This is a genomic window from Methylobacterium nigriterrae (assembly GCF_037106235.1).
In the GTDB taxonomy this organism is placed as follows: domain Bacteria; phylum Pseudomonadota; class Alphaproteobacteria; order Rhizobiales; family Beijerinckiaceae; genus Methylobacterium; species Methylobacterium nigriterrae.
In genome coordinates this window covers 80,263-101,806 of the sequence record NZ_JBAWTG010000008.1, presented here as the reverse complement: position 1 = coordinate 101,806, position 21,544 = coordinate 80,263, and the positions used below count along the sequence as shown (strand labels likewise).

The 21,544-nt window shown below is 70.3% G+C and carries 20 protein-coding genes, 1 other RNA gene and 1 pseudogene; 16 read left to right on the top strand and 6 right to left on the bottom strand.

All coding sequences use genetic code 11. The features are described from left to right. Positions 1-29: 29 nt before the first annotated feature. A complete protein-coding gene (locus tag WDW90_RS07500; protein ID WP_336486715.1) occupies positions 30-722 on the bottom strand; it encodes a glutathione S-transferase family protein in 693 nt (230 codons plus the stop codon). 246 nt (positions 723-968) lie between these two features. Here WDW90_RS07500 and WDW90_RS07495 point away from each other — a divergent pair, with 246 nt between their 5' ends. From WDW90_RS07495 to WDW90_RS07475, 5 genes and pseudogenes are all read left to right on the top strand, one after another. Continuing rightward, complete coding sequence (locus tag WDW90_RS07495; RefSeq protein WP_336486739.1) at positions 969-1,772, top strand: undecaprenyl-diphosphate phosphatase; 804 nt, start codon at positions 969-971, stop codon at positions 1,770-1,772. 118 nt (positions 1,773-1,890) lie between these two features. Further along, positions 1,891-3,759 carry a methylmalonyl-CoA mutase family protein gene (locus WDW90_RS07490; protein WP_336486738.1) on the top strand — a complete coding sequence of 623 codons (1,869 nt, stop codon included), beginning with the start codon at positions 1,891-1,893 and terminating at the stop codon, positions 3,757-3,759. 94 nt (positions 3,760-3,853) lie between these two features. Beyond that, the gene (locus tag WDW90_RS07485) at positions 3,854-4,240 is read left to right on the top strand and encodes a hypothetical protein (RefSeq protein WP_336486714.1); all 387 of its coding nucleotides are present in this window, start codon (positions 3,854-3,856) and stop codon (positions 4,238-4,240) included. A gap of 179 nt (positions 4,241-4,419) precedes the next feature. Further along, complete coding sequence (locus WDW90_RS07480; protein ID WP_336486713.1) at positions 4,420-4,848, top strand: hypothetical protein; 429 nt, start codon at positions 4,420-4,422, stop codon at positions 4,846-4,848. 61 nt (positions 4,849-4,909) lie between these two features. Next, positions 4,910-5,634, top strand: a pseudogene (locus tag WDW90_RS07475) (glutathione S-transferase). An 88-nt stretch (positions 5,635-5,722) separates the two neighbouring features. Here WDW90_RS07475 and WDW90_RS07470 read toward each other — a convergent pair. Beyond that, positions 5,723-7,261: a YifB family Mg chelatase-like AAA ATPase gene (locus WDW90_RS07470; protein ID WP_336486711.1), complete on the bottom strand. Its 1,539-nt coding sequence runs from the start codon at positions 7,259-7,261 to the stop codon at positions 5,723-5,725. A 117-nt stretch (positions 7,262-7,378) separates the two neighbouring features. Between WDW90_RS07470 and WDW90_RS07465 the strand changes: the two genes are divergently transcribed. The 5 genes from WDW90_RS07465 to WDW90_RS07445 all read left to right on the top strand — a co-directional run bounded on the left by WDW90_RS07465 (position 7,379) and on the right by WDW90_RS07445 (position 12,100). Then, the gene (locus WDW90_RS07465; RefSeq protein ID WP_336486710.1) at positions 7,379-7,645 is read left to right on the top strand and encodes a PepSY domain-containing protein; all 267 of its coding nucleotides are present in this window, start codon (positions 7,379-7,381) and stop codon (positions 7,643-7,645) included. A gap of 56 nt (positions 7,646-7,701) precedes the next feature. Then, positions 7,702-7,797: signal recognition particle sRNA small type (gene ffs, locus WDW90_RS07460), an RNA gene on the top strand. A 72-nt stretch (positions 7,798-7,869) separates the two neighbouring features. Beyond that, positions 7,870-9,705, top strand: a complete 1,836-nt coding sequence (locus WDW90_RS07455; RefSeq protein ID WP_336486709.1) for a DNA polymerase III subunit gamma/tau — start codon at positions 7,870-7,872, stop codon at positions 9,703-9,705. A 67-nt stretch (positions 9,706-9,772) separates the two neighbouring features. After that, positions 9,773-10,096, top strand: coding sequence for a YbaB/EbfC family nucleoid-associated protein (locus WDW90_RS07450; protein ID WP_336486708.1), 324 nt, complete (start codon positions 9,773-9,775; stop codon positions 10,094-10,096). Positions 10,097-10,252: 156 nt separating this feature from the next. Beyond that, a complete protein-coding gene (locus WDW90_RS07445) occupies positions 10,253-12,100 on the top strand; it encodes a CHASE3 domain-containing protein (RefSeq protein ID WP_336486707.1) in 1,848 nt (615 codons plus the stop codon). A 73-nt stretch (positions 12,101-12,173) separates the two neighbouring features. Here the strand turns inward: WDW90_RS07445 and WDW90_RS07440 are convergent, their stop codons facing one another. Then, positions 12,174-13,793 carry a phosphoenolpyruvate carboxykinase gene (locus WDW90_RS07440; protein WP_336486706.1) on the bottom strand — a complete coding sequence of 540 codons (1,620 nt, stop codon included), beginning with the start codon at positions 13,791-13,793 and terminating at the stop codon, positions 12,174-12,176. 465 nt (positions 13,794-14,258) lie between these two features. Between WDW90_RS07440 and recR the strand changes: the two genes are divergently transcribed. After that, positions 14,259-14,864, top strand: coding sequence for a recombination mediator RecR (gene recR / locus WDW90_RS07435; protein WP_336486704.1), 606 nt, complete (start codon positions 14,259-14,261; stop codon positions 14,862-14,864). A 2-nt stretch (positions 14,865-14,866) separates the two neighbouring features. Here the strand turns inward: recR and WDW90_RS07430 are convergent, their stop codons facing one another. After that, positions 14,867-15,379 (bottom strand): GAF domain-containing protein, encoded by a 513-nt coding sequence (locus tag WDW90_RS07430; RefSeq protein ID WP_336486703.1) that lies wholly within the window; start codon positions 15,377-15,379, stop codon positions 14,867-14,869. Between the two features lie 202 nt (positions 15,380-15,581). Between WDW90_RS07430 and WDW90_RS07425 the strand changes: the two genes are divergently transcribed. The 3 genes from WDW90_RS07425 to truA are packed head-to-tail and all read left to right on the top strand — an operon-like array spanning position 15,582 to position 17,852. After that, positions 15,582-16,100, top strand: a complete 519-nt coding sequence (locus WDW90_RS07425; protein ID WP_336486737.1) for a peptide deformylase — start codon at positions 15,582-15,584, stop codon at positions 16,098-16,100. 34 nt (positions 16,101-16,134) lie between these two features. Beyond that, positions 16,135-17,064: a methionyl-tRNA formyltransferase gene (gene fmt / locus WDW90_RS07420; protein WP_336486736.1), complete on the top strand. Its 930-nt coding sequence runs from the start codon at positions 16,135-16,137 to the stop codon at positions 17,062-17,064. Beyond that, positions 17,064-17,852 (top strand): tRNA pseudouridine(38-40) synthase TruA, encoded by a 789-nt coding sequence (gene truA / locus WDW90_RS07415; protein WP_336486702.1) that lies wholly within the window; start codon positions 17,064-17,066, stop codon positions 17,850-17,852. Before fmt ends, truA begins: the two co-directional genes overlap by 1 nt. Before the next feature lie 67 nt (positions 17,853-17,919). On the opposite strand, the gene dapE is transcribed toward truA, so the two are convergent. Next, positions 17,920-19,089: a succinyl-diaminopimelate desuccinylase gene (dapE, locus tag WDW90_RS07410; RefSeq protein WP_336486701.1), complete on the bottom strand. Its 1,170-nt coding sequence runs from the start codon at positions 19,087-19,089 to the stop codon at positions 17,920-17,922. Positions 19,090-19,222: 133 nt separating this feature from the next. Here dapE and WDW90_RS07405 point away from each other — a divergent pair, with 133 nt between their 5' ends. Next, complete coding sequence (locus tag WDW90_RS07405) at positions 19,223-20,002, top strand: HesA/MoeB/ThiF family protein (RefSeq protein ID WP_336486700.1); 780 nt, start codon at positions 19,223-19,225, stop codon at positions 20,000-20,002. Between the two features lie 380 nt (positions 20,003-20,382). Then, entirely contained in the window at positions 20,383-20,673 is a 291-nt protein-coding gene (locus WDW90_RS07400) for a DUF6894 family protein (RefSeq protein ID WP_336486699.1), read from the top strand. 18 nt (positions 20,674-20,691) lie between these two features. Here the strand turns inward: WDW90_RS07400 and WDW90_RS07395 are convergent, their stop codons facing one another. Then, positions 20,692-21,540: a DUF1186 domain-containing protein gene (locus WDW90_RS07395; RefSeq protein ID WP_336486698.1), complete on the bottom strand. Its 849-nt coding sequence runs from the start codon at positions 21,538-21,540 to the stop codon at positions 20,692-20,694. Positions 21,541-21,544 lie beyond the last annotated feature (4 nt).

The following is a 21,544-nucleotide window of genomic DNA, read 5'->3' as shown; positions in this document are numbered from 1 at the left end:
CTCAACCCCTTGATAGATCGTGCGATCGGTCAGAAATCCAGGTCCGCGTAATGGTCGGCCGGAGCCATGCCCGGCACCCGGTCGGCGAGGAGCGCGCGGAAGGACGGGCGCGACTTCACCCGCGCATACCAGTCCCTCGCGATCTCGTCCTCGTCCCATGGCACGTCGCCGAGATAATCCACGCAGCTCAAGTGGGCCGCGGCCGCCAGATCCGCATAGGTCAGATGGTCGCCCGCGATCCAGCGGCGGCGGGCCATCAGGTAGCCGACATATTTGAGGTGATAGCGCACGTTGATGCGCGCGGCCCGGATCGCGTTCATGTCCGGCGGGCCGCCGCCGTCGGAACTTGTCATGAAACGCTTGGAGATCTTCTCGGTGACGAGGTAGCCGGTCACCTCGGCGTCGAACTTCACCAGGAACCAGTCGAGCAGGCGGCGCACCTCGACCCGCTCGGCGGTCGTGTCCGGCAGGAGGCGGCGCCCGCTCAGGCCCAGGCCCCGGGTCTCGTCGAGATACTCGGCGATGATGCCGGCGCCCGGCACGGCGAGCCCGCTCTGCTCCACTAGGACCGGCGTCGTGCCGGCGGGATTGAGCAGGAGGAACTCCTCGCGCCGCTCCCAGGGGCGTTCCTCCACGAGGACCGGCTCCATGCCCATCTCGGCGAGCACGAGGCGGATGAAGCGGGAATTCGGGCAGAAGGGAGAGTGGTGAAGCGTCGCCATCGAGGCCGTAGTCGGACGGGTGGATCTGCCGGCGGGACGCGCCTTGCGAGAGCCCCTGCGGGACCGAGCGCCGGATTAGAGTTATTGCTCGATCGTTGCCGCCTCATTAACACGCTGCGCTGGTGTCGGTAACCGCCCGTCAACCGTGATCGGCAAACGCTCGCGGCCGGTGCGTTTCCGCGCTCCGATCCATTCCGGACGCCCGGCTTCCGGGCCGCTCAACCCAACCGTCGAGGCAGCGAGATGATGGATGCGATGAGCATCGCGAAGGCGATCGTGCTCGCCGTGGTGGAGGGCGCGACCGAGTTCATCCCGGTCTCCTCGACGGGGCACCAGCTCCTCGTCGGCCACTTCATCGGGTTCCACTCGCCCAACAACACCTTCGAGGTGCTGATCCAGCTCGGCGCCATCCTGGCGATCCTCGCCGTCTACTTCCGGCGCCTCGTCGGCGTCGCACTCGCGGTGCCGACCGATCCGAAGGCGCGCCGCTTCGTCATCGGCATCCTGATCGCGTTCCTGCCGGCCGCCATCATCGGAGGCATCTTCTCGAAGATGATCAAGGCGTACCTGTTCAACCCCTGGATCGTCTGCGCGACGCTCGTCGCGGGCGGCCTCGTGCTCCTCGTCCTCGACGACACCGACCTCGAGGTGACGAAGACGGACGTGTACGACTTCACCCTGCCGATGGACCTGAAAATCGGCATCTTCCAGTGCCTTGCCATGATCCCGGGCGTCTCGCGCTCGGGCGCGACCATCGTCGGCGCGATGCTGATGGGCGCCGACAAGCGCTCGGCCACCGAGTTCTCGTTCTACCTCGCCATGCCGACCATGGCGGGAGCCTTCGCCAAGGATCTCCTCGACAACTACAAGAACCTCTCCTCCGACGATCTCGGCCTCATCGTGATCGGCTTCGTCGTGGCCTTCGTCTCGGCCCTGATCGTGGTACGGACCGTGCTCGACTACGTCTCGCGCCACGGCTTCTGGCTGTTCGCGTGGTGGCGCATCATCGTCGGCTCGCTGGGTTTCGCAGGCCTGATCATCTTCGGCTGACGATGGTGGGCAGGCACGCGCATCCGCCCTGATGCCGATTGCCTCGCTTGCGCCGTCGTGCCAGGGCTTGCCCGACGACCTGCAGGCCCGGCGCCTGCGCGAATGCAAGGCCCGCACGATGGAAGACAGACCGCTCGCCGACCTCTTCGAGCCCGCCACGCGCGAGCGCTGGCTCGGCCTCGTCGAGGGCGTTCTGAAGGGCGCGGATTTCGAGAAGCGGCTCGTCTCCAAGACCGCCGACGGGCTGCGCATCGAGCCCCTGTACGAGCCGGCCGAGCCCGTGGCGCAGCCGATGCGGGCGCCGGGCCCCTGGCGGGTCTCCCAGCGGGCCGATCATCCGGACGCCGCGAACGCGAGCGCCCTCGCGCTCGCCGATCTCGAGGGGGGCGCCGACGCGCTGACCCTGGTCTTCGCCGGTGCGCCCGCCTCCCGCGGCTTCGGGCTCACCGCCGCCACGGCCGAGGACCTCGACGCGGCGCTCCGGGGCGTGATGCTCCCCCTGGTCTCGTTGCGGCTCGACGCGGGCGGACGCGCGCTCGAGGCGGCAAACCTCGTCAGGAACCTGGCGGAGCGCCGGGGCGAGGCCCTCGGCACCCTCGACCTCGACCTCGGCATCGACCCGGTCGGGACGCTCGCGGCGACCGGCAGCCTCGGCGCGGTCTGGTCCGAGATCGCCCCGAAGCTCGCGGCGACGCTCGCTGAGTTCGATGCTGCGGGCTTCACGGGCCGGGCTCTCCTCGCGGACGGACGGCCCTACCACGAGGCCGGCGCCAGCGAGGCGGCCGAACTCGGCGCCGTCCTCGCCACGGCGGTGGCGTATCTGCGCGCCCTCGAAGCCGGCGGGCACGACCTGTCGCGCGCGCGAGACGCGATCGGCGTCCTGCTCGTCGCGGATTCCGACGAGTTCCTGACGATCGCGAAGTTCCGGGCGATGCGGCGTCTGTGGGCGCACGTCGAGGCAGCCTGCGGGCTGGAGGCGAAGCCGTTGCGCCTGCACGCCGAGACGGCGTGGCGCACCATGACCCGCCGCGATCCGTTCGTGAACATCCTGCGCGCCACGATGGCAGCCTGCTCGGCCGGGCTCGGCGGCGCGGATTCCGTCACCGCACTGCCCTACACCCAGGCGCTCGGCCTGCCGGACGGCTTTGCCCGCCGGGTCGCCCGCAACAGCCAGATCGTCCTGATCGAGGAATCGAGCCTCGCCAAGGTGGCCGATCCTGCGGCCGGCGCCGGCGGGTTCGAGAGCCTAACGGCGGATCTGACCCGGGCCGCCTGGGACGCCTTCCAGGCGATCGAGCGCGAGGGCGGCATCGTCGCGAGCCTGAGCCTCGGCAAGCTGCAGCGGCGCGTCGAGGACATCCGCGCGACACGCACCCGCAACGTCGCGACGCGCCGCGAGGCCCTGACCGGCGCGACCGAATTCCCGTTCCTCGCCGAGAAGCCCGTGACCGTGCTCGACGTCGAGGCCGCGACGGCGCCCCCGAAGCCCGGCTTCGGATCGGGACAGGCCGTCGCCTGCGATGCCCTCCCGAGCCAACGCCTCGCCGAGCCCTTCGAGGCCCTGCGCGACGCCTCCGACGCCTACGGGCAGCGCACGGGCAGTCGCCCCTCTGTCTTCCTCGCCAATCTCGGCCCGATCGCGGCCTTCAACGCGCGGGCGACATTCGCGGCGAACGCCTTCGCAGCCGGCGGCATCGAGGCGCCCGGCAACGACGGATTCTTGGACCTCGAGACCCTCGCCCGCGCCTTCCGCGACTCCGGCGCCACGCTGGCCTGCATCTGTTCGTCCGACACGATCTACGGGACGCAGAGCATCGACGCCGCCAAGGCCCTCGCCGCGGCCGGGGCCGGGACGATCTATCTGGCCGGCAAGCCGTCGGACCTTGCCGGACCTTTGAAGGAAGCCGGCGTCCACGCCTTCCTGCACGCCGGCTGCGACCTGCTGGCGCTACTCAAGGAGGCGATGCTGCGGGCGACCAGGGCTTGAGGACATGCCGCGACGCGTTTGCGCGGGCACGGCTTGAAACCGATCGGGGGCTGACCAGTTCTTGGCACGACCAAGCTTCGAGATGCGGGACATCATGAGATTTGCGATCCTCGCCGCGGGCGCCCTCACGCTCGTGGCTGCCGGCAGCCAAACGGCCGATGCCGCGCGCAAGAAGGCCCAGGTACCCGACGGCTACGACGGCAGCTGGAGTATCGAGGTCATCACCACGGAGGGCTCCTGCGATCGGGCCTATCGCTACGGCGTGCAGATCCAGCGCGGCGAGGCGCGCTATCCGGGCGGCGATTTCACGATCAGCGGGCGCGTGGCGCCGAACGGCGTCGTGCGGGCGACGATCTCGCGCGGGTCCGACAGCGCCAACGTCGTGGGCCGCCTCGGCCGGCAGGGCTACGGCAACGGGACTTGGACGACGGGTAGCGGCGGGGGCTGCCGCGGCCAGTGGAACGCCGAGCGCCGCGGCTGAGCCTGAGCGCGGTGAAGATAACGTTATCGTTCGGACGGGCATAGCGTCGCCTGTGATCGCCCGGCGACAGCCGCCGAACAAACGCTTTTCAGCCGCGATTGGAGCGGCCGCGGCCCTGTTCCAGACGCATTCTGTGGAGAATACTTCGCCTCGTCCGGACCGGTTCGAGGCTCCCTCCGATGAAGGCACTGTTCTTCGGTATTGTCACTGTCTTCCTCGCATCGGCCGCCGATGCACGCTCGGGCACGCGCGAGCATCCGGACGCCCAGCGCGTCCTGGCTCCGCTCCAGCAGGCGGCGACGGATTGCTTCGCCGACACCGTGATGGCGAACCCCGCCGCGATGAACCATGCGCGCGCGGGCCGCTGGTATCAGGCCGCGGGCGTGATCGGCTTCCTGTGCCGGCCCGAGGTCGACGCGATGGTGCAGGCCCACGATCGTTTCTACGGCGCAGGCTCGGGCGGACGCTACTTCAAGGGCGCCTACGCCAAGCATCTTGATCAGGAACTCGCGGCGCGCCTCCAGCCGCTGCTGGAGCGCAAGGCCGTCGCGAGCGCCGAGCCACCGGTCGAGAAGGCGGATCCCGGCGAGGCCGAGCAGCAGCACTGATCGCCAGCCCGGCAACCATCCCGCGTCACCGGCCTTGACCCATCGGGTCGAGGAGGGCGCGATGGCTTACGAGCTTTACTACTGGCCGACGCTCCAAGGGCGCGGGGAGTTCGTCCGCCTCGCCCTGGAGGATGCGGGCGCCGACTACGTCGACGTTGCCCGAGGGCGCGAGGAGGACGGCCAGGGCATCCCGGCGATGATGCGCCTGATGGAGGATCCTGCCGTGCGCCGGCCCTCCTACGCCCCGCCCTTCCTCAAGGACGGCGACACGATCGTCGGGCAGACGGCCGCGATCCTCCTCTACCTTGGGCCGCGCCTCGGGCTCGTGAGCGACGACGAGGCCGACCGGATCTGGACGCATCGGGTCCAGCTCACCATCGCCGACGTCGTCGCGGAGGCGCATGACACGCACCACCCGATCGCGGTCGGTCTCGCCTACGAGGACCAGAAGATCGAGGCGGCCCGCCGCGCCGAGGACTTCCGCCGGAACCGCATCCCCGAGTTCTTCGCGTGGTTCGAGCATGTGCTGGCCCGCAACGGCGGCCGGCATCTCGCGGGCAACCGAACCTCCTACGCGGACCTGTCGCTGTTCCAGCTCGTCGACGGGCTGACCTACGCCTTCCCGAGAGCGACCGCCGCCGCGCTCGCCGACAATCCCGGCCTCGCGGGACTGCATGCAGCCGTCCGGCGGCGCCCGCGCGCATCGCGGCCTACCTCGCCGGCGAGCGGCGCCTTCCGTTCAACGAGCAGGGCATCTTCCGGCGCTACCCCGAACTCGATCCCTGAGACCGCGCGACGCCGAGATCCGCATCGCGAAGCGACCACCCGGACGTCCTAGGAAACCGTCTCGGGTCGAAGGGTCCGGCGGACCGGATCACGCCGCGGCGGCCGGCCGCTCCGCGCGGGCGCGGTAGGACAGGGCCTCGGCGAGGTGGATGCGCCGCACCGGACCGCCGCCGTCGAGATCGGCGAGCGTCCTGGCCACCCGCAGCGTCCTGTGGAAGCCGCGGGCCGAGAGGCGCAGGCTCTCGGCAGCGCTGCGGATCAGGGCGGCGCCGTCGGCATCGGGCGCCGCCGCCATCTCGATCACGCTCGCGGGACATGTCGCGTTGGTGGTGCCCTCGGGAAGGCCGCGTGCCGCGTAGCGCTCGGTCTGCACCGCGCGCGCGGCCGCGACCCGGATCGCGGCCTCCCGCGAGCCTTCCTCGGGCGCAGGCAGGATCAGGTCCGCCGCCGTCACGGCCGCGACCTCGATGCGCAGGTCGATCCGGTCGAGCAGCGGCCCCGAGATGCGGGCGCCGTACTGCGCCATGCAGCGCTCGTTCGGCCCGCGGCGGCAGGCATAGCCCGGCTCCAGCGCCTGCCCGCAGCGGCAGGGATTCATGGCAGCGACGAGCTGGAAGCGCGGCGGATAGGTGACCCGGTGGTTGGCGCGGGCGATCATCACCTCGCCCGTCTCCATCGGCTGGCGCAGGGAATCGAGCGTCTGCGGATTGAACTCGGGCAATTCGTCGAGGAACAGCACGCCGCCATGGGCGAGCGAGATCTCGCCGGGACGCGCATTGACGCCGCCGCCGACGAGCGCGGCCATCGAGGCCGAGTGGTGCGGCTGGCGAAAGGGCCTGCGATTCGAGAGGGCCCCGTCCTTGAGAAGACCCGCCACCGACTGGATCATCGAGACGTCGAGCAGCTCACGCGGCGAGAGCGGCGGCAGGATCGACGGCAGGCGGGCAGCCAGCATCGACTTGCCGGCGCCGGGAGGCCCGTTCATGAGCAGATTGTGGCCGCCCGCGGCCGCGATCTCCAGCGCGCGCTTCGCGCCCTCCTGGCCCTTGATGTCGACGAGGTCCGGCATCGGCCCTGCGGGTGCGGCCATGGCCGGGACCGGGCGGGCCATGACCTGGCTGCCCTTGAAGTGATTGGCGAGCTGGATCAGCGATCGCGGCGCGAGAACGTCGAGGTCGCCGCCCGCCCAGGCCGCCTCAGGCCCGGTCGCGGCCGGGCAGATCAGCCCGAGGCCGCGGGCGTTGGCCGCCATGGCCGCCGGCAGCACGCCGCTGACCGGCGTGATCGACCCGTCGAGCGCGAGTTCGCCGAGCACGCAATAGCCCGCGAGCGCGTCGCCCGGCAGCGCACCGATCGCCGCCATCACGCCGAGGGCGATGGGCAGGTCGTAATGCGAGCCTTCCTTCGGCAGGTCGGCGGGCGCGAGGTTGACCGTGATGCGCTTGGCCGGAAGGGCGAGGCCGGAGGCGATCAGCGCGCCGCGCACCCGCTCGCGCGACTCGGCGACCGCCTTGTCGGGCAGGCCCACCACGTTGAAGCTCACCGTGCCGGGGATGATCTGGACCTGCACGTCGACGGCACGTGCCTCGATCCCTTCGAAGGCGACGGTGGCGACGCGGGTGACCATGCGGGAGCGTCCTCGGTGTCCGTCACGAAGCGTATGTGGCGATCGTTGCGGACACAACTGGGGAACCGCGCGAAAGCTCGTCGGTTCACCGCCCGCCGATCCAGACAGGAGACCGCCATGCGCCTCACCACAGCTGCCCTCGCCCTCGCCCTCGCTCTTGCCCTGCCCCTCGCTGGCGCGGCGATGGCCGACCAGAAGCTCGCTCCGGACCAGCAGGCCAAGGTCGAGGCCCTCTTGAAGCAGGAAGGCTTCACCAAGTGGAAGGAAATCGAGTTGGACGACGGCATGATCGAGGTCGACGACGCGATCGATGCCAGCGGCAAGAAGTTCGATCTCAAGCTCGACCCGAAGACCATGGCGATCGTGAAGCGCGAGGCAGAGTAGGGCCTGATCGCGGGGCGCGGCTTGCCTTCGCGCCGACGCCCCGCCATATAGGCGTCGGGAGGTTGGTGAGGGACGTTTCACTCGCCAACCGGGTCAGGTCCGGAAGGAAGCAGCCCTAACGAGACCGAGCGGGTCTTTGTCAGCCTCCCACCCGTTCCCACCGCCTTGAGGCCCGCGGTTCGCCACGCCCGGGCGAGCCGGGCAGCAACATCAGCCAAGGCGGCATGGACGCGACCCTCGGCACGCCTGACGACGAGCCGGGTCTTCCCGGTTTTCCGGCGCCCGCCGCGACGCCCTATCGGGTCCTCGCCCGGAAGTACCGTCCCAAGGATTTCGACGACCTGATCGGCCAGGGCGCCATGGTGCGCACGCTGGCGAACGCCTTCGCGGCGAACCGCATTCCCCAGGCCTGGATGCTCACGGGCGTGCGCGGCGTCGGCAAGACGACCACGGCCCGCATCCTCGCCCGCGGCCTCAACTACGTCCGCGCTGGCCTGCCCGATACCGGCCCCACCATCGCGATGCCCGAGCTCGGGCTCCACTGCCAGGCGATCATGGAATCGCGGCACATGGACGTGCTCGAGATGGACGCCGCCTCGCATACCGGCATCGACGACGTTCGCGGCATCATCGACGGCATCCGATACGCGCCGGTCTCGGCCCGCTACAAGGTCTACATCGTGGACGAGGTCCACATGCTCTCCGAAAAGGCCTTCAACGCCTTCCTGAAGACGCTTGAGGAGCCGCCGCCCCACGCCAAGTTCGTCTTCGCCACCACCGAGATCCGCAAGGTCCCGGTGACCATCCTGTCGCGCTGCCAGCGGTTCGACCTGCGCCGCGTCGATGCGGAGACGCTCTCGGCCCACCTCGCCCGCATCTGCGCGGCCGAAGGCGTGAGCGCCGAGGACGAGGCGCTGGCGTCGGTCACCCGGGCGGCGGAGGGCTCGGTGCGCGACGCGCTCTCGCTCCTCGATCAGGCGATCGCGCACGGCGCTGGCGCGGTCACGGCGCAGGGCGTGCGCGACATGCTCGGGCTCGCCGACCGCGGCCGCATCGTCGACCTGTTCGAGGCCGTGATGCGGGGCGACATCCCCGCCTCCTTCGCGGAGCTGCGGGCGCAGTACGATGCCGGCGCCGATCCGTCGGTCGTGATCTCGGATCTCGCGGGCTTCACGCACCTCGTCACCCGCTTCAAGCTCGTGCCGGAGGCGGCCGTCTCCGACCCGACCCTGAGCGAGGTGGAACGGCGACGCGGCGCGGATTTCGCGCAGGCGCTCTCCGTGCGGGTGCTCTCGCGGGCCTGGCAGATCCTCACCAAGGCGATCCCCGAGGTGCAGGCGGCGACGCGCCCGCTCGCGGCCGCCGAGATGGCGCTGGTGCGCCTCGCCTACGCGGCCGATCTGCCGACGCCGGACGAGGCCTTGCGCCAACTCAAGGCGGATGCGCTCGGCCAGGGCGCCCCGATGCCGGCGGGCGTCGCGCCGCGTCCCCTCCCGCCGGTCCAGGGCATCGTCGCGGCCGAGCCGGCGGCGCGCCCGGCCCTCGCGGCGGCGGGCGGTCCCGCCCCGGCACGTGCCGTGCCGGTCGAGCGCGCGCCGGTCGAGCCGGCGGGCCCACGCCTCGGCCGCTTCGAGGATGTCGTGGCGCTGGCCGACGAGAAGCGGGATATCGGGCTGAAGACGGCGCTCGAGCGCGAGGTGCATCTCGTGCGCTTCGAGGAGGGACGGATCGAGTTCCGGCTCGCCGAGGGCGGCCGGCCCTCGATCGCCAACGACCTCGCCCGCGCGCTCGACGCGTGGACCGGCCGCCGCTGGATCGTGGCGCTCTCGAAGGAGGACGGCGCGCCGACACTCGAATCGCGCACCCGCGCCGCGACCGAGACGCGCCACCAGAACGCCGCCGCCCACCCCCTCGTGCGCGAGGTTCTGTCCCGGTTCCCCGGGGCCCAGATCGTCGACGTGCGCGACAAGGCGCCCGAGGGCGGCGAGAACGCCGAGACCGAGATCCTCGGCGAGGCCGACGCGGCGCAGGTCGAGGCCGCCGAGGACGAGGAGCCGTAGCGCCGGTGCGCCTCAACCCCTAGATCTCGTCTTCGACCTTTCGCCACACCAGCCGGGACCGATCCGCATGCGCGACCTCATGGGCATCATGAAGCAGGCTCAGGCCATGCAGGAGAAGATGGCAAACCTGCAGAGCGAACTCGACGCCGTCGAGGTGTCGGGCGCCTCCGGCGGCGGTGCCGTCCAGGTGACGATGACCGCCAAGGGCCTCGTCAGGGCCGTCTCCATCGATCCGAGCCTGATGGTGGCGGACGAGCGCGAGATCCTCGAGGACCTCGTGGTCGCCGCCGTGAACGACGCCCGCTCGAAGGCCGAGCAGACCGCGCAGGAGCGCATGGCCGAGCTGACCAAGGGCCTGCCCCTGCCGCCCGGCATGAAGCTGCCGTTCTGACGCTTCGGCGCGGCCGGGCTGCGGTGATTGGTTCGATTGTGCAGGCCTGTCCGAGACGTTACAGCTTGGGCCAAGCTTCGCGAACCACTCATGCAGCCTTCGGCCGACGACCCATCCGCTCCCGCGCTCCCGGGCGTCGTGCCAGGGACCGGGTGGTTGCGCGGTCTCGGGCCGCTCGCGGCCGGTTTCCTGCTGCTCGTCGCGGTCGTAGCGGCCAGCGGCGCGCTCGTCGGCATGCAGCGGGCGAGCCTCTCCGACATGCGCCGCAGCTTCGAGCTGCGCAACGCGATCGAGTTGCTGCTCTCCACGTTGACGGATGCCGAGACCGGGCAGCGCGGCTACCTGCTGACCGGGGACGAGACCTATCTCGCACCCTTTTCCGAGGCGGCACCGCGTCTCGAGACGGGCCTTCGCCGGGTCGAGGCCTCGGTCTCCGCCGATCCCGGCATCATCGAGACCGTCCGGGAACTTCGCTCAGCGGCAACCGACAAGGTGGCGGAGCTGCGCCGCACGATCGAGCTGCGCGAGGCCGGCCAGCCCGAGGCGAGCATCGCCGTCGTGCGCGCGGGCGACGGAAAGCGCCTGATGGACCGCGTCCGCGACCTCGTCGCCAAGCTGCAGGCCGAGACCAACCGCGCCCTCGAAGAGAGGCAGCATCGCGCCGCCTCGACGGCGCGGCTGCTTCAATTGAGCGTCGCGGGCGCGGCGCTCCTCGCGCTGGCGCTGGCGGCCTACACGATCGTCGACGCCCGAGCGCGGACCCGGCGCCTCGCCACCGCGCACAACGCCCTGCGGGCGAGCCACGACACCCTGGTCGCCACGATCGCGAGCCGCGACGAGCTGGAGGACCAGCTTCGGCAGTCGCAGAAGATGGAGGCGATGGGCCAGCTCACGGGCGGCCTCGCCCACGACTTCAACAACATGCTCGCCATCATCATGGGCAACCTGAACCTGCTCAAGCGGCGGCTCGGTCGCGGCGAGACGCGGGTCGAGACCTTCATCGACCAGGCCCTGCAGGGCGGCGAGCGCGCGGCGACCCTGACCCATCGGCTCCTCGCCTTCGGCCGGAAGCAGCCGCTGATGCCCGAGCCGGTGGATTGCAACCGGCTCGTACCGGGCATGTCGGAACTGCTGCGCCGGACCCTCGGCGAGGCCGTGCGGGTGGAGACCGTGCTGGCGGGCGGGCTCTGGATGACGCGCGCCGACGCGAACCAGCTCGAGAACGCCATCGTCAACCTGGCGATCAACGCCCGCGATGCGATGGCCGCCAGCGGCCGCCTCACGATCGAGACCGGCAACGCCCATCTCGATGACGGCTACGCGGCCGAGAATCTCGGCGTGCCGCCGGGCCAGTACGTCCTGATCGCCGTCACCGACACGGGCACCGGCATGCCGCCCGAGGTCGTCTCGCGGGCCTTCGATCCCTTCTTCACGACGAAGCAGGTCGGCCAGGGGACCGGCCTCGGCTTGAGCCAGGTCTACGGCTTCGTGAAGCAGTCGGGCGGCCACGTGAAGATCTACTCGGAGCCCGGCCGCGGCACGACCGTGAAGATCTACCTTCCGCGCCACACCGGCACGGTGCCGTCCGCCGGCGGCCGGGCGGTCCACGTCGACATTCCCGAGGGGCATCCGGGCGAGATCGTGCTCGTGGTGGAGGACGAGGACGCGGTGCGGCGCGTCGCCGTCGAGGCCCTGCGCGACCTGCGCTACACGGTGATCCACGCGCGCAACGGCCGGGAGGCGCTGCAGCTCCTCGACACGCACGGCGCCGTCGCGCTGCTCTTCACCGACGTCGTGATGCCCGAGATGAGCGGCAAGGAACTGGCCGACGCGGCTCACAGGATCCGACCCGGGCTGCCGGTTCTCTACACGACGGGCTACACGCGCAACGCCATCGTCCACAACGGCATCGTCGATGCGGACGTGCAGCTTCTCAGCAAGCCCTACACGCTGGACCAGCTCGCGCGGAAGGTCAGGCAGGTGCTCGCGGCGGAGCCGGTCTGAAGGCCCTCGCGAGCGGGCCGGCCCGATACCGGGGCCGCCGAGGGGGCCCCGGGACGACGCCTGGCGCTCCGCTTCAGGCCGCGATGGCCTGCGTCGTCGGCTCGGCCGCCTTCACCTCGGCATCCACGTGCGCTTCGAAGCGCTTGAAGTTCTCCTTGAACATCGCGACGAGCCTCGTCGCGGTCTCCGCGAAGGCGGCCTTGTTGTTCCAGGTCTTGACCGGCTCCAGCACGTGTTGCTCGACACCCGGCACCGCGGTCGGCACCGCGAAGCCGAAATACGGATCGCGGCGGAACTCGGCCTGCGCCAGCGAGCCGTCGAGGGCCGCGCCGAGGAGACGGCGCGTCACCCGGATCGGCATGCGCCGGCCTGTGCCGACGCCGCCGCCCGTCCAGCCCGTGTTGACGAGCCAGCAATCCACCTGATGCTCGGCGATGAGGTCGCGCAGCAGGTTGCCGTAGACGCTCGGATGGCGCGGCATGAAGGGGGCGCCGAAGCAGGTGGAGAAGGTGGCCTCGGGGCCGGTGAGGCCGCGCTCGGTGCCCGCAACCTTGGCGGTGTAGCCCGACAGGAAGTGGTACATCGCCTCGGCGCCCGAGAGCTTGGCGATCGGCGGCATCACGCCGAACGCGTCGCAGGTCAGCATGACGATGTTCTTCGGATGCCCTGCCCGCCCGGTCGCGCTCGCATTCGCGATGAAGTCGAGCGGGTAGGCGCAGCGGGTGTTCTCGGTGAGCGAGGCATCGTCGAAGTCCGGCACGCGGGTCCCGGGATCGATCACCACGTTCTCCATCACCGTGCCGAAGCGCTCGGTGGTCGCGTAGATCTCGGGCTCGGCATTGCGCGAGAGGCGGATCGTCTTGGCGTAGCAGCCGCCCTCGAAGTTGAAGATGCCCTCCGGGCTCCAGCCGTGCTCGTCGTCGCCGAGCAGCATGCGGGACGAGTCGTTGGAGAGCGTCGTCTTGCCGGTGCCCGACAGGCCGAAGAACAGGGCCGAGCCGCCCTCCGCATCGAGCGCGGCATTGGCCGAGCAGTGCATCGGCATCACGCCGGCCCCGGGCAGGGTGAAGTTCAGGTAGGTGAAGACCGACTTCTTCATCTCGCCGGCATAGGCGGATCCCCCGATCAGCACGATCCTGCGGGCGAAGTTGATGGCGATCACGGTCTTCGAGCGGCAGCCGTGCCGGGCCGGGTCGGCCTGGAAGCTCGGCAGATCGATGATCGTCAGGTCGGGCACGTAGGCCGCCAGATCTTCGCGCTCCGGCCGAATCAGCAGGTTGCGGATGAACAGCGAGTGCCAGGCAAGCTCGGTGAAGACCCGCGCCTTGACCCGGTGCGCCGGATCGGCGCCCCCGTAGAGGTCCTGGGCGAACAGCTCCCTGCCCTCGGCATGCGCCAGGAAATCCGACAGCAGCGCGTCGAACTGGTCCGGCGTGATGGCGCCGTTGTTCTCCCACCAGATCTCGTTCTCGGTCGCGCCATCGCGAACCACGAACTTGTCCTTCGGCGAGCGTCCGGTATGGGTGCCGGTGGTCGCGACGAGCGCGCCGCCGCGGGCAAGCTGGCCCTCCCGGCGGCTCAGGGATTCCTCGTAGAGGCGAGGCGCGTCGAGATTCCAGTGGACCGCCTTCAGGTTGCGCAGGCCGATCGCGTCCGAGCCGTGGCCCGCGTTGAACTCACCGATATTGGTCAAGAGCGTTACTCCCGGGCCCCTGATCGCGCCGTTGACGTGTGACCGGGCACCCTGCCGGGACCCGGGCTTCGCGAGGAAACGTCCGTGCGATCGTTCAGGACCGCCGCACGCAGGTTCACCGCCCCTCGTCGCCTTACCTGGATAGGCGGCGGATCTTCGCCGTCAATCGGACTAACGAGGGATGTCGAGACTGGGTGGCATCATTGTTAGCCCGAATTTCCCTTGGTCTGGCAGAGCACGATCTTGAGCGAACCGCCCTGTCAGAGGGATGAACGGGATCGGGCGGGAACGAGGCCGTCGCCCGCGCGTGCGCGCGAGGCCGCGTATCCCTATATGGAGGCTTGGGACTTCCATGCGGGTTGGGACTTCGCCGACGGCTTCGCTCGTCGGCACCGATCCGCTAGGCCCTGCCCCGACACGTCGCCGATCCCGTGCGCGGGTCGCCCTTCACGAGACGGAGACCCGATGCCTCAAGCCGTGGCCGGCCCCGAGATCGAGCGCCTCATCCAACTCCTCGCCCGCATGCCCGGCCTCGGCCCGCGCTCGGCCCGGCGCGCCGCGCTTCAGCTCATCAAGAAGCGCGACACCCTGCTCGGACCGCTCGCCGAGGCGATGCGCGTCGCGGCCGACCGGATCGTGGTCTGCCATTCCTGCGGCAACGTCGATACGAACGATCCCTGCACGATCTGCCGTGACGCCGCCCGCGACCTCTCGACCCTCGTCGTCGTGGAGGACGTCTCGGACCTCTGGGCGCTCGAGCGCTCGGGCGCGGTCCAGGCCCGCTACCACGTGCTGGGCGGCGTGCTGTCGGCGCTCGACGGCGTGCGACCGGAGCACCTGAACCTCGCCTCGCTCGTCGAGCGGGCGAGCGACCCGGCCGTCAAGGAGATCATCCTGGCCCTCAATGCCACGGTGGACGGCCAGACGACCGCCCACTACGTCACGGAATCGCTGAGCCATCTCGGCCTGAAGGTGACGAAGCTCGCTCACGGCGTGCCCGTCGGCGGCGAGCTCGACTATCTCGACGAGGGCACGCTCTCGGCCGCCATCCGAAGTCGCACGGCCTTCTGACGTCAAGCCTGGCACAGGGTGCGCAGGTTGCTCTCGATCAGGTCGCGCATCAGGCCCATCACGTCGCGGTCCTGACGACCATAGGCCTTCTCGCGCTCGTCGAGGACGCAGAGCGTGCCGAACAGCGTCCCGTCCGGCCAGCGGATCGGATATCCGAGATAGGTCATCAAGCCGTGCCGCTCCAGGCAGGGATTTCCGCGCCAGGACCGGCTGTCGGTGAAGGCGTTCTCGACGACGAGCGGCTCGCCACGGCGCAACACCTGCTCGCAATAGATCCCGGATCCTTCGAGGCCCAGCCGCTCGCCGACCGCGTGCGAGTTGCGCGCGTGGCCGGTGGCGGCGCAGACCTCGATATCGGCGCCGCTCACGCGCATGATCAGGCCGACCGGGACGCCGAGCCGGGACGCGACCTCGTTGACGATGTACTGCCAGCTCTCCAGCACGTCGTCGGGCACGTTGGCATAAGATCCCGCGCGCGTCGCGTCGGCGGGACCCTGCCCCCGGCACTCCCCCATGCCCCCCTCCTCGTTCCTACGGTGCGGAATTCCTTACGGCGCCGGCCGCCGCCTCGTTTCGGTCGCGATCAGAGCCGGCGGAGCGGGCACGGAATCGTTCCGCGCCGCCCCGGAGCGCCCATTTGACCGGTCCGGTGTCGCATCTTATCTGCAGGAACCTGCAGGCGCCGCTCGTGGCCGCCCTCGCCCAACCGGTTGCGTCATGGCCGTTCGCCCCCTCGTCATTCTGCCCGACTCCCGGCTGCGCCTGAGCTCGGAGCCGGTCGGCCCTGTCACGGACGAGATCCGCAAGCTCGCCGCCGATATGCTGGAGACCATGTACGATGCCCCCGGCGTCGGCCTCGCGGCGATCCAGATCGGCGTCCCGAAGCGGGTTGTAACCATAGATACGTCAAAAGACGAGAATGCACGTGAACCGCGAGTGTTCCTGGATCCGGAGATCGTCTGGGCGTCCGAGGAGAAGCGGGTCTACGACGAGGGCTGCCTGTCGATCCCCGAATATTACGCCGAGGTCGAACGGCCCGATCGCGTGCGCGTGCGTTACCGTGATCTTGATGGCCAAGTACAGGAGATCGAGGCGGATGGGCTGCTGGCGACCTGCATCCAGCACGAGATCGACCACCTGAACGGCGTCCTGTTCATCGATCACCTGTCGAAGCTGAAGCGTGACCGCGTGAACAAGAAGTTCGCCAAGGCGGCCAAGCGCGGTGAGGCCGCCTGATTACTGAGCAGGCCGGCGAGCGAGGGCCGGAGTGTTGAGAATCGTCTTCATGGGCACCCCGGATTTCGCGGTGCCGACACTGGCCCGCGTCGCGGCCGATGGCCACACGATCGCGGCCGTCTACACGCGCGCGCCGGCGCGGGCCGGGCGCGGCATGGCCCTGCGCCCCTCGCCCGTGCACGCGCTGGCCGATACGCTCGGGCTGCCGATCCACACCCCGACGACGCTGAAGGACGCGGCCGCTGCCGAGACGTTCCGGGCGCACGGGGCGGATGTCGCGGTCGTCGTCGCCTACGGCATGCTGCTGCCGCCCGCGCTCCTCGCCACCCCTCGCCACGGCTGCCTGAACCTGCACGGCTCGCTGCTGCCGCGCTGGCGCGGGGCCGCGCCGATCCAGCGGGCCGTGATGGCGGGCGATGCGGAGAGCGGCGTCGGCGTGATGCGCATGGAGGCGGCCCTCGACACCGGGCCGGTGGCGATGGAGGCGCGCCTGCCGATCGCGCCCGGCATGACGGCGGGCGAGCTTCACGACGCCCTGATGCCGCTCGGCGCCGACCTGATGAGCCGCGCGCTGTCTGCCCTCGAGCGTGGCGACCTCGCCTTCACGCCGCAGGCGCAGGAGGGCGTCGTCTACGCGCACAAGATCACGAACGAGGAGGCGCGGATTGACTGGCGCCGGCCGGCCTCGGCCCTCGCGAGCCACGTGAACGGCCTGTCGCCCTTTCCGGGCGCGTTCTTCGAGGCCGATCTCGGCCGGGGGGCGGAGCGCGTGAAGGTCCTGCGGGCCGGGGCCGTCGCGGGCTCGGGGACGCCCGGGACGCTGCTCGACGGCGCCGGCACGGTGGCCTGCGGCGAGGGAGCCCTGCGCCTCCTCGAGCTGCGCCGGGCCGGCAGGGGCGGCTCCGTATCCGGGTCCGAGTTCCTGCGCGGTGCCCGGCTCGAACCGGGCGCGCGCCTGCCCTGATGGCCCGCTACAAGCTCGTCATCGAGTACGACGGGGCGCCCTTTCACGGCTGGCAGCGCCAAGCCGAGGATCTCACCGTGCAGGGCGCGATCGAGGCCGCGGTCGTGCGCTTCTCGGGCGAGAGCCCGCGGCTGACCTGCGCGGGCCGGACCGATGCCGGCGTCCACGCAACCCATCAGGTCGCCCATCTCGACCTCGTGAGGGCGTGGCGCACCGACACCGTGCGGGACGCCCTCAACGCGCATCTGCGGCCGCTCCCCGTCGCGATCCTCTCGGCCGAGATCGTGGGGCCGGAATTCGACGCGCGCCACTCCGCCATCCGCCGCCACTACCGCTACCGCATCCTGAGCCGCCGCAGCCCAGCGGCGCTGACGCGGGCCCATGTCTGGCACGTGCCCTGGCCGCTCGATGCCGGGCTGATGCACGCGGCCGCGCAGCGGCTCCTCGGACGCCACGATTTCACGGCCTTCCGCGCCGCCGAGTGCCAGGCGAACAGCCCGGTCCGCACCCTCGAGCAACTCGACGTCGCGGTCCGGACGACGGGGTTCCAGGAGGAGATCGTGATCGCGACCTCGGCCCGGTCCTTCCTGCATCACCAGGTCCGCGGCATGGTCGGCACGCTGATGCTCGCCGGCAGCCGCCGCCTCAGCGCGGACGACGTCGCCGGCATCCTCGCCTCGCGCGACCGCGCCCGCTGCGGGCCGATGGCGCCGGCCTGCGGCCTCACCTTCGTGGGCGTCGACTATGCCCCCGGCGGTCGGCCGCCGTCCGCACCGGATCTCGGGTAGCGCCTAGAGCATTGATCTGGCGCGATTTCTGATCGCCAAACCGGCAACCGCTTTGGCGAAAAGCGCGCTAGCTTCCGGGGAAGTAGGCGTCGAGCACCCGGCCATAGATCGCCGTCAGCCGGTCGAGGTCGGCGACCGCCACGCCCTCGTCTGTCTGGTGCATGGTCTCGCCCACGAGGCCGAACTCGATGACCGGGCAGGCATCCTTGATGAAGCGGGCGTCCGAGGTCCCGCCCGTGGTCGAGAGCGCGGGGCGCAATCCCGTCTCGGCCTCGATGGCGCGGGCGACGAGATCCACGAACGCGTCCGGCCGCGTCAGGAAGGCCGGGGCGTTCGAGGGCTGCAGGTCGAGGGTGAAGCGCACCGCATTGCCGGCCGCGCGCTCGAGGCGCCGGCGGATCTCGGCGCCCAGGCTCTCGGCGCTCCAGCCCTCGTTGAAGCGGATGTTGAACACGGCCCGGGCATCGGCCGGAATCACATTGGTGGCCGGGTTGCCGACGTCGATCGTCGTGAATTCGAGGTTCGAGGCGTCGAAATGCGCGGTGCCGCCGTCGAGGGGCTCCTCCAGGAGGGCGGAGGCGAGCCGCAGCAAGCCCGGGATCGGGTTCTCGGCACGGTGCGGGTAGGCCACGTGGCCCTGGCGCCCGTGCACGGTGATCCTGCCCGTGAGCGATCCGCGCCGGCCGATCTTGATCATCTCGCCGAGGCGGCTCGGATTCGTCGGCTCGCCGAGCAGGCAATGGCTGAAACGCTCGCCGCGCCCGAGCGTCCATGCGAGCAGCTTAACGGTGCCGTTGATGGCCGGACCCTCCTCGTCGCCGGTGATCAGGAAGCCGATCGAGCCGCCGAAATCCGGACCGCGGCGCCGCAGGAAACCGAGGGCGCTCGCCAGCATGCAGGCGACGCCGCCCTTCATGTCGGCGGCGCCGCGTCCGTAGAGGATGCCGTCCTCGACCGTGCCCGAGAAGGGCGCGTGGCGCCAAGCGGCCGCGTCCCCCGGCGGCACCACGTCGGTATGTCCGGCAAACAGCAGGCAGGGAGCGCCGCTGCCGATCCGGGCGTAGAGGTTGTCGATGTCGGGCGTGCCCGCTTCCGAGAAGACGGGTCGATGCACCGTGAAGCCGGCCTCGGCGAGGATGCGCTGGAGGAGGTCGAGAGCACCGCCCTCGGCGGGCGTCACCGACGGGCAGCGGATGAGGGCTTGGGCCAGGGCGAGCGGCGAGGAATCTGTCGGCACGGGTACGATAGGGTCTCGGTCGGGTGCGGAACGTCACCCTAGAGAAGCCGGCGCGAAAGAAAACCGGAGCGCGAAGGATCGGGGCCGCGGATCGGGCTTCCGTCGGCGGAGGGGTGGGGCTATCTCGCGCCGCATGGCACTTTCCGGCGACGAGATCGAACGCTACGCCCGCCACCTCGTCCTGCGCGAGGTGGGTGGCCCCGGACAGGCCAGGCTCAAGGCGGCGCGCGTGCTCGTGATCGGCGCCGGCGGCCTCGGCGCCCCGCTGATCCAGTACCTCGCCGCGGCGGGGATCGGCACGATCGGGATCGTCGACGACGATTCCGTCTCGCTGTCGAACCTGCAGCGGCAGGTGATCCACGGCACGCCCGACATCGGCCGGCCGAAGGTCGAGAGCGCGTCCGAGGCGGTGTCGCGCCTCAACCCGCACGTGCAGGTCGTGCCTCATCCGTTCCGCATCACGTCCGAGAACGCCGTCGACCTTATCGCCGCCTACGACATCGTGGCCGACGGCTCGGACAACTTCTCGACCCGCTACGCGGTCTCGGATGCCTGCTTCCGGGCCGGGCGCCCGCTGGTGACGGCGGCGCTCGGGCAGTTCGACGCTTCGCTGACCACGATCCGGGCCCACGAGACCGGTCCGGACGGGCGCCCGAACCCGACCTACCGCTGCCTCTTCCCGAATCCGCCGCCGCCGGGCTCGGTGCCGCCCTGCGCCGAGGCCGGCGTGCTCGGCGCGCTCGCCGGCGTGATGGGCTCGCTCATGGCGCTTGAGGTGATCCGCGCCGTCGCGGGCTTCGGCGAGCCGCTGGTCGGCCGCCTGCTCATGGTCGACACCCGCGCGATGCGGTTCGAGACGCTGCGCTACGCCTGGGACGAGGCGAATCCGCTGAACGGCAGTCCCGGCTCCTGAAGCCGGGCTGCGAGCCGCGCCTCGTCCCGCGCGGCGCTGATTCGCCTCGCTAGGCGGGGCCCCTCGACTGTTGGATCGGGGTTGCAGGACCGCCGGGCCTTGCGTCCGCACCTGTTCGATCGGGCAAACTTTGCTCAGTAGATTCTCCGCGGCAGTCGGAATGAACAAAAATATCTAGCATGTTGTCTGGAAGAATGATCTTTTTCCCAAAACTTTTTATTTGATCTGCATGATGGTTTCGCTAGAATTCGTGACGTACAAGCGTCGAAATTTCCGATCTGCGACATTGTTGCTTTGCCGCCCGGTTTCGTTATCGGAGCGGCCCGGTGCCGGTTCTGAAAAAATGACGCTGCGCCCACGCGAAGATTGGAGAGAACCGTATGCCGCGCTTCCATCTTCACGTCCGGACGCCGACCGCGGTCCACAGGGACGAGGAGGGATCGAGCTTCGCTAGCCTGGAGCAGGCCTATCTCGAAGCCTGCCACGCCATCCCCGACATCGCCGCGGATCTGCGGCAGAGCCGTCTGCGGCGCGTCGGCGACGATCCGTTCAGCTACTGCTTCGAGATCACCGACACCGAGGGCCGCGTTCTGATGGACGTTCCCTTCATGGAGATCCTCGACCCGGGCTGGTATCGCCGAAACGCGGTGCTGCGGTCGGATCACTGCTGAGAGCCGACCTGTCGAGGATCAGCGCGGGATCTCTGCCAAATCGAGACAGCACTTCTTGAATTTCTTGCCGCTGCCGCAGGGACAGGGATCGTTGCGGCCGACATCCTTGAAGGGATTGCGCACCGGCTCCCCGGCCCCCTCCCTGGTCCAGGCGAGGGCCGCGACGGGGTCGTCGAGGTAGCCGAGGCCGCGCTGATCGAGGTCGCTCCGGTCGTCCGGGCGCGCCTCGGCCCTGCGGAGTGCCGACTTGAACCAAGCCGGATCGCTGGTCTCCGCGTCGAGCCGCCCGTCCCTCCGGGCCACATCGACGCGCGGGCCGAGTTCCCTCAGGCCGAGCAGCGCGATCGCCTCCTCCCAGCCGAGCCAGCCGATGTCACCCTCCACGGCCACGCGCTTGTCGTCGAACCGGACGAGCAGGTCGCGGACGGAAGCGCGCGCGACCCGATCCTCGCGCGCCAGGAAGGCGAGCGCCACGAGCGCCTCGTTGCGCACGAGGTCATCGATCGTGGTGTCGAGGATCAGGGCGAACAACTCCGACGGATCATCGCCGTAGAGGCTCGCGATGACGCGCGAGAGGGTGGTTCCGGCGGCGTCGCCGAGCACTGCGTCGATCGCGTCGGCGTCCTGCCGCAGGAGCTTCAGGAGAGGCGAGAGGGCCCGCGTGTCGCGGACCGCCGCGAGCACGTGCAGGCCCCAGAACAGGAGGTTCGCCTCGCGATCGGTCAGTTCGGTGCCCGCCGCGGCCGCCTCGAGCAGCCGCAACGCCTCGTCGGCGATGGCGCCCGGCTCCGCGACGGCGCCGCGAATGGCATCCTCAGGCAGGTAATCCGCGCCCGAGAGTGCCTCGATCAGGTCGCTCCGCGCCATGGCC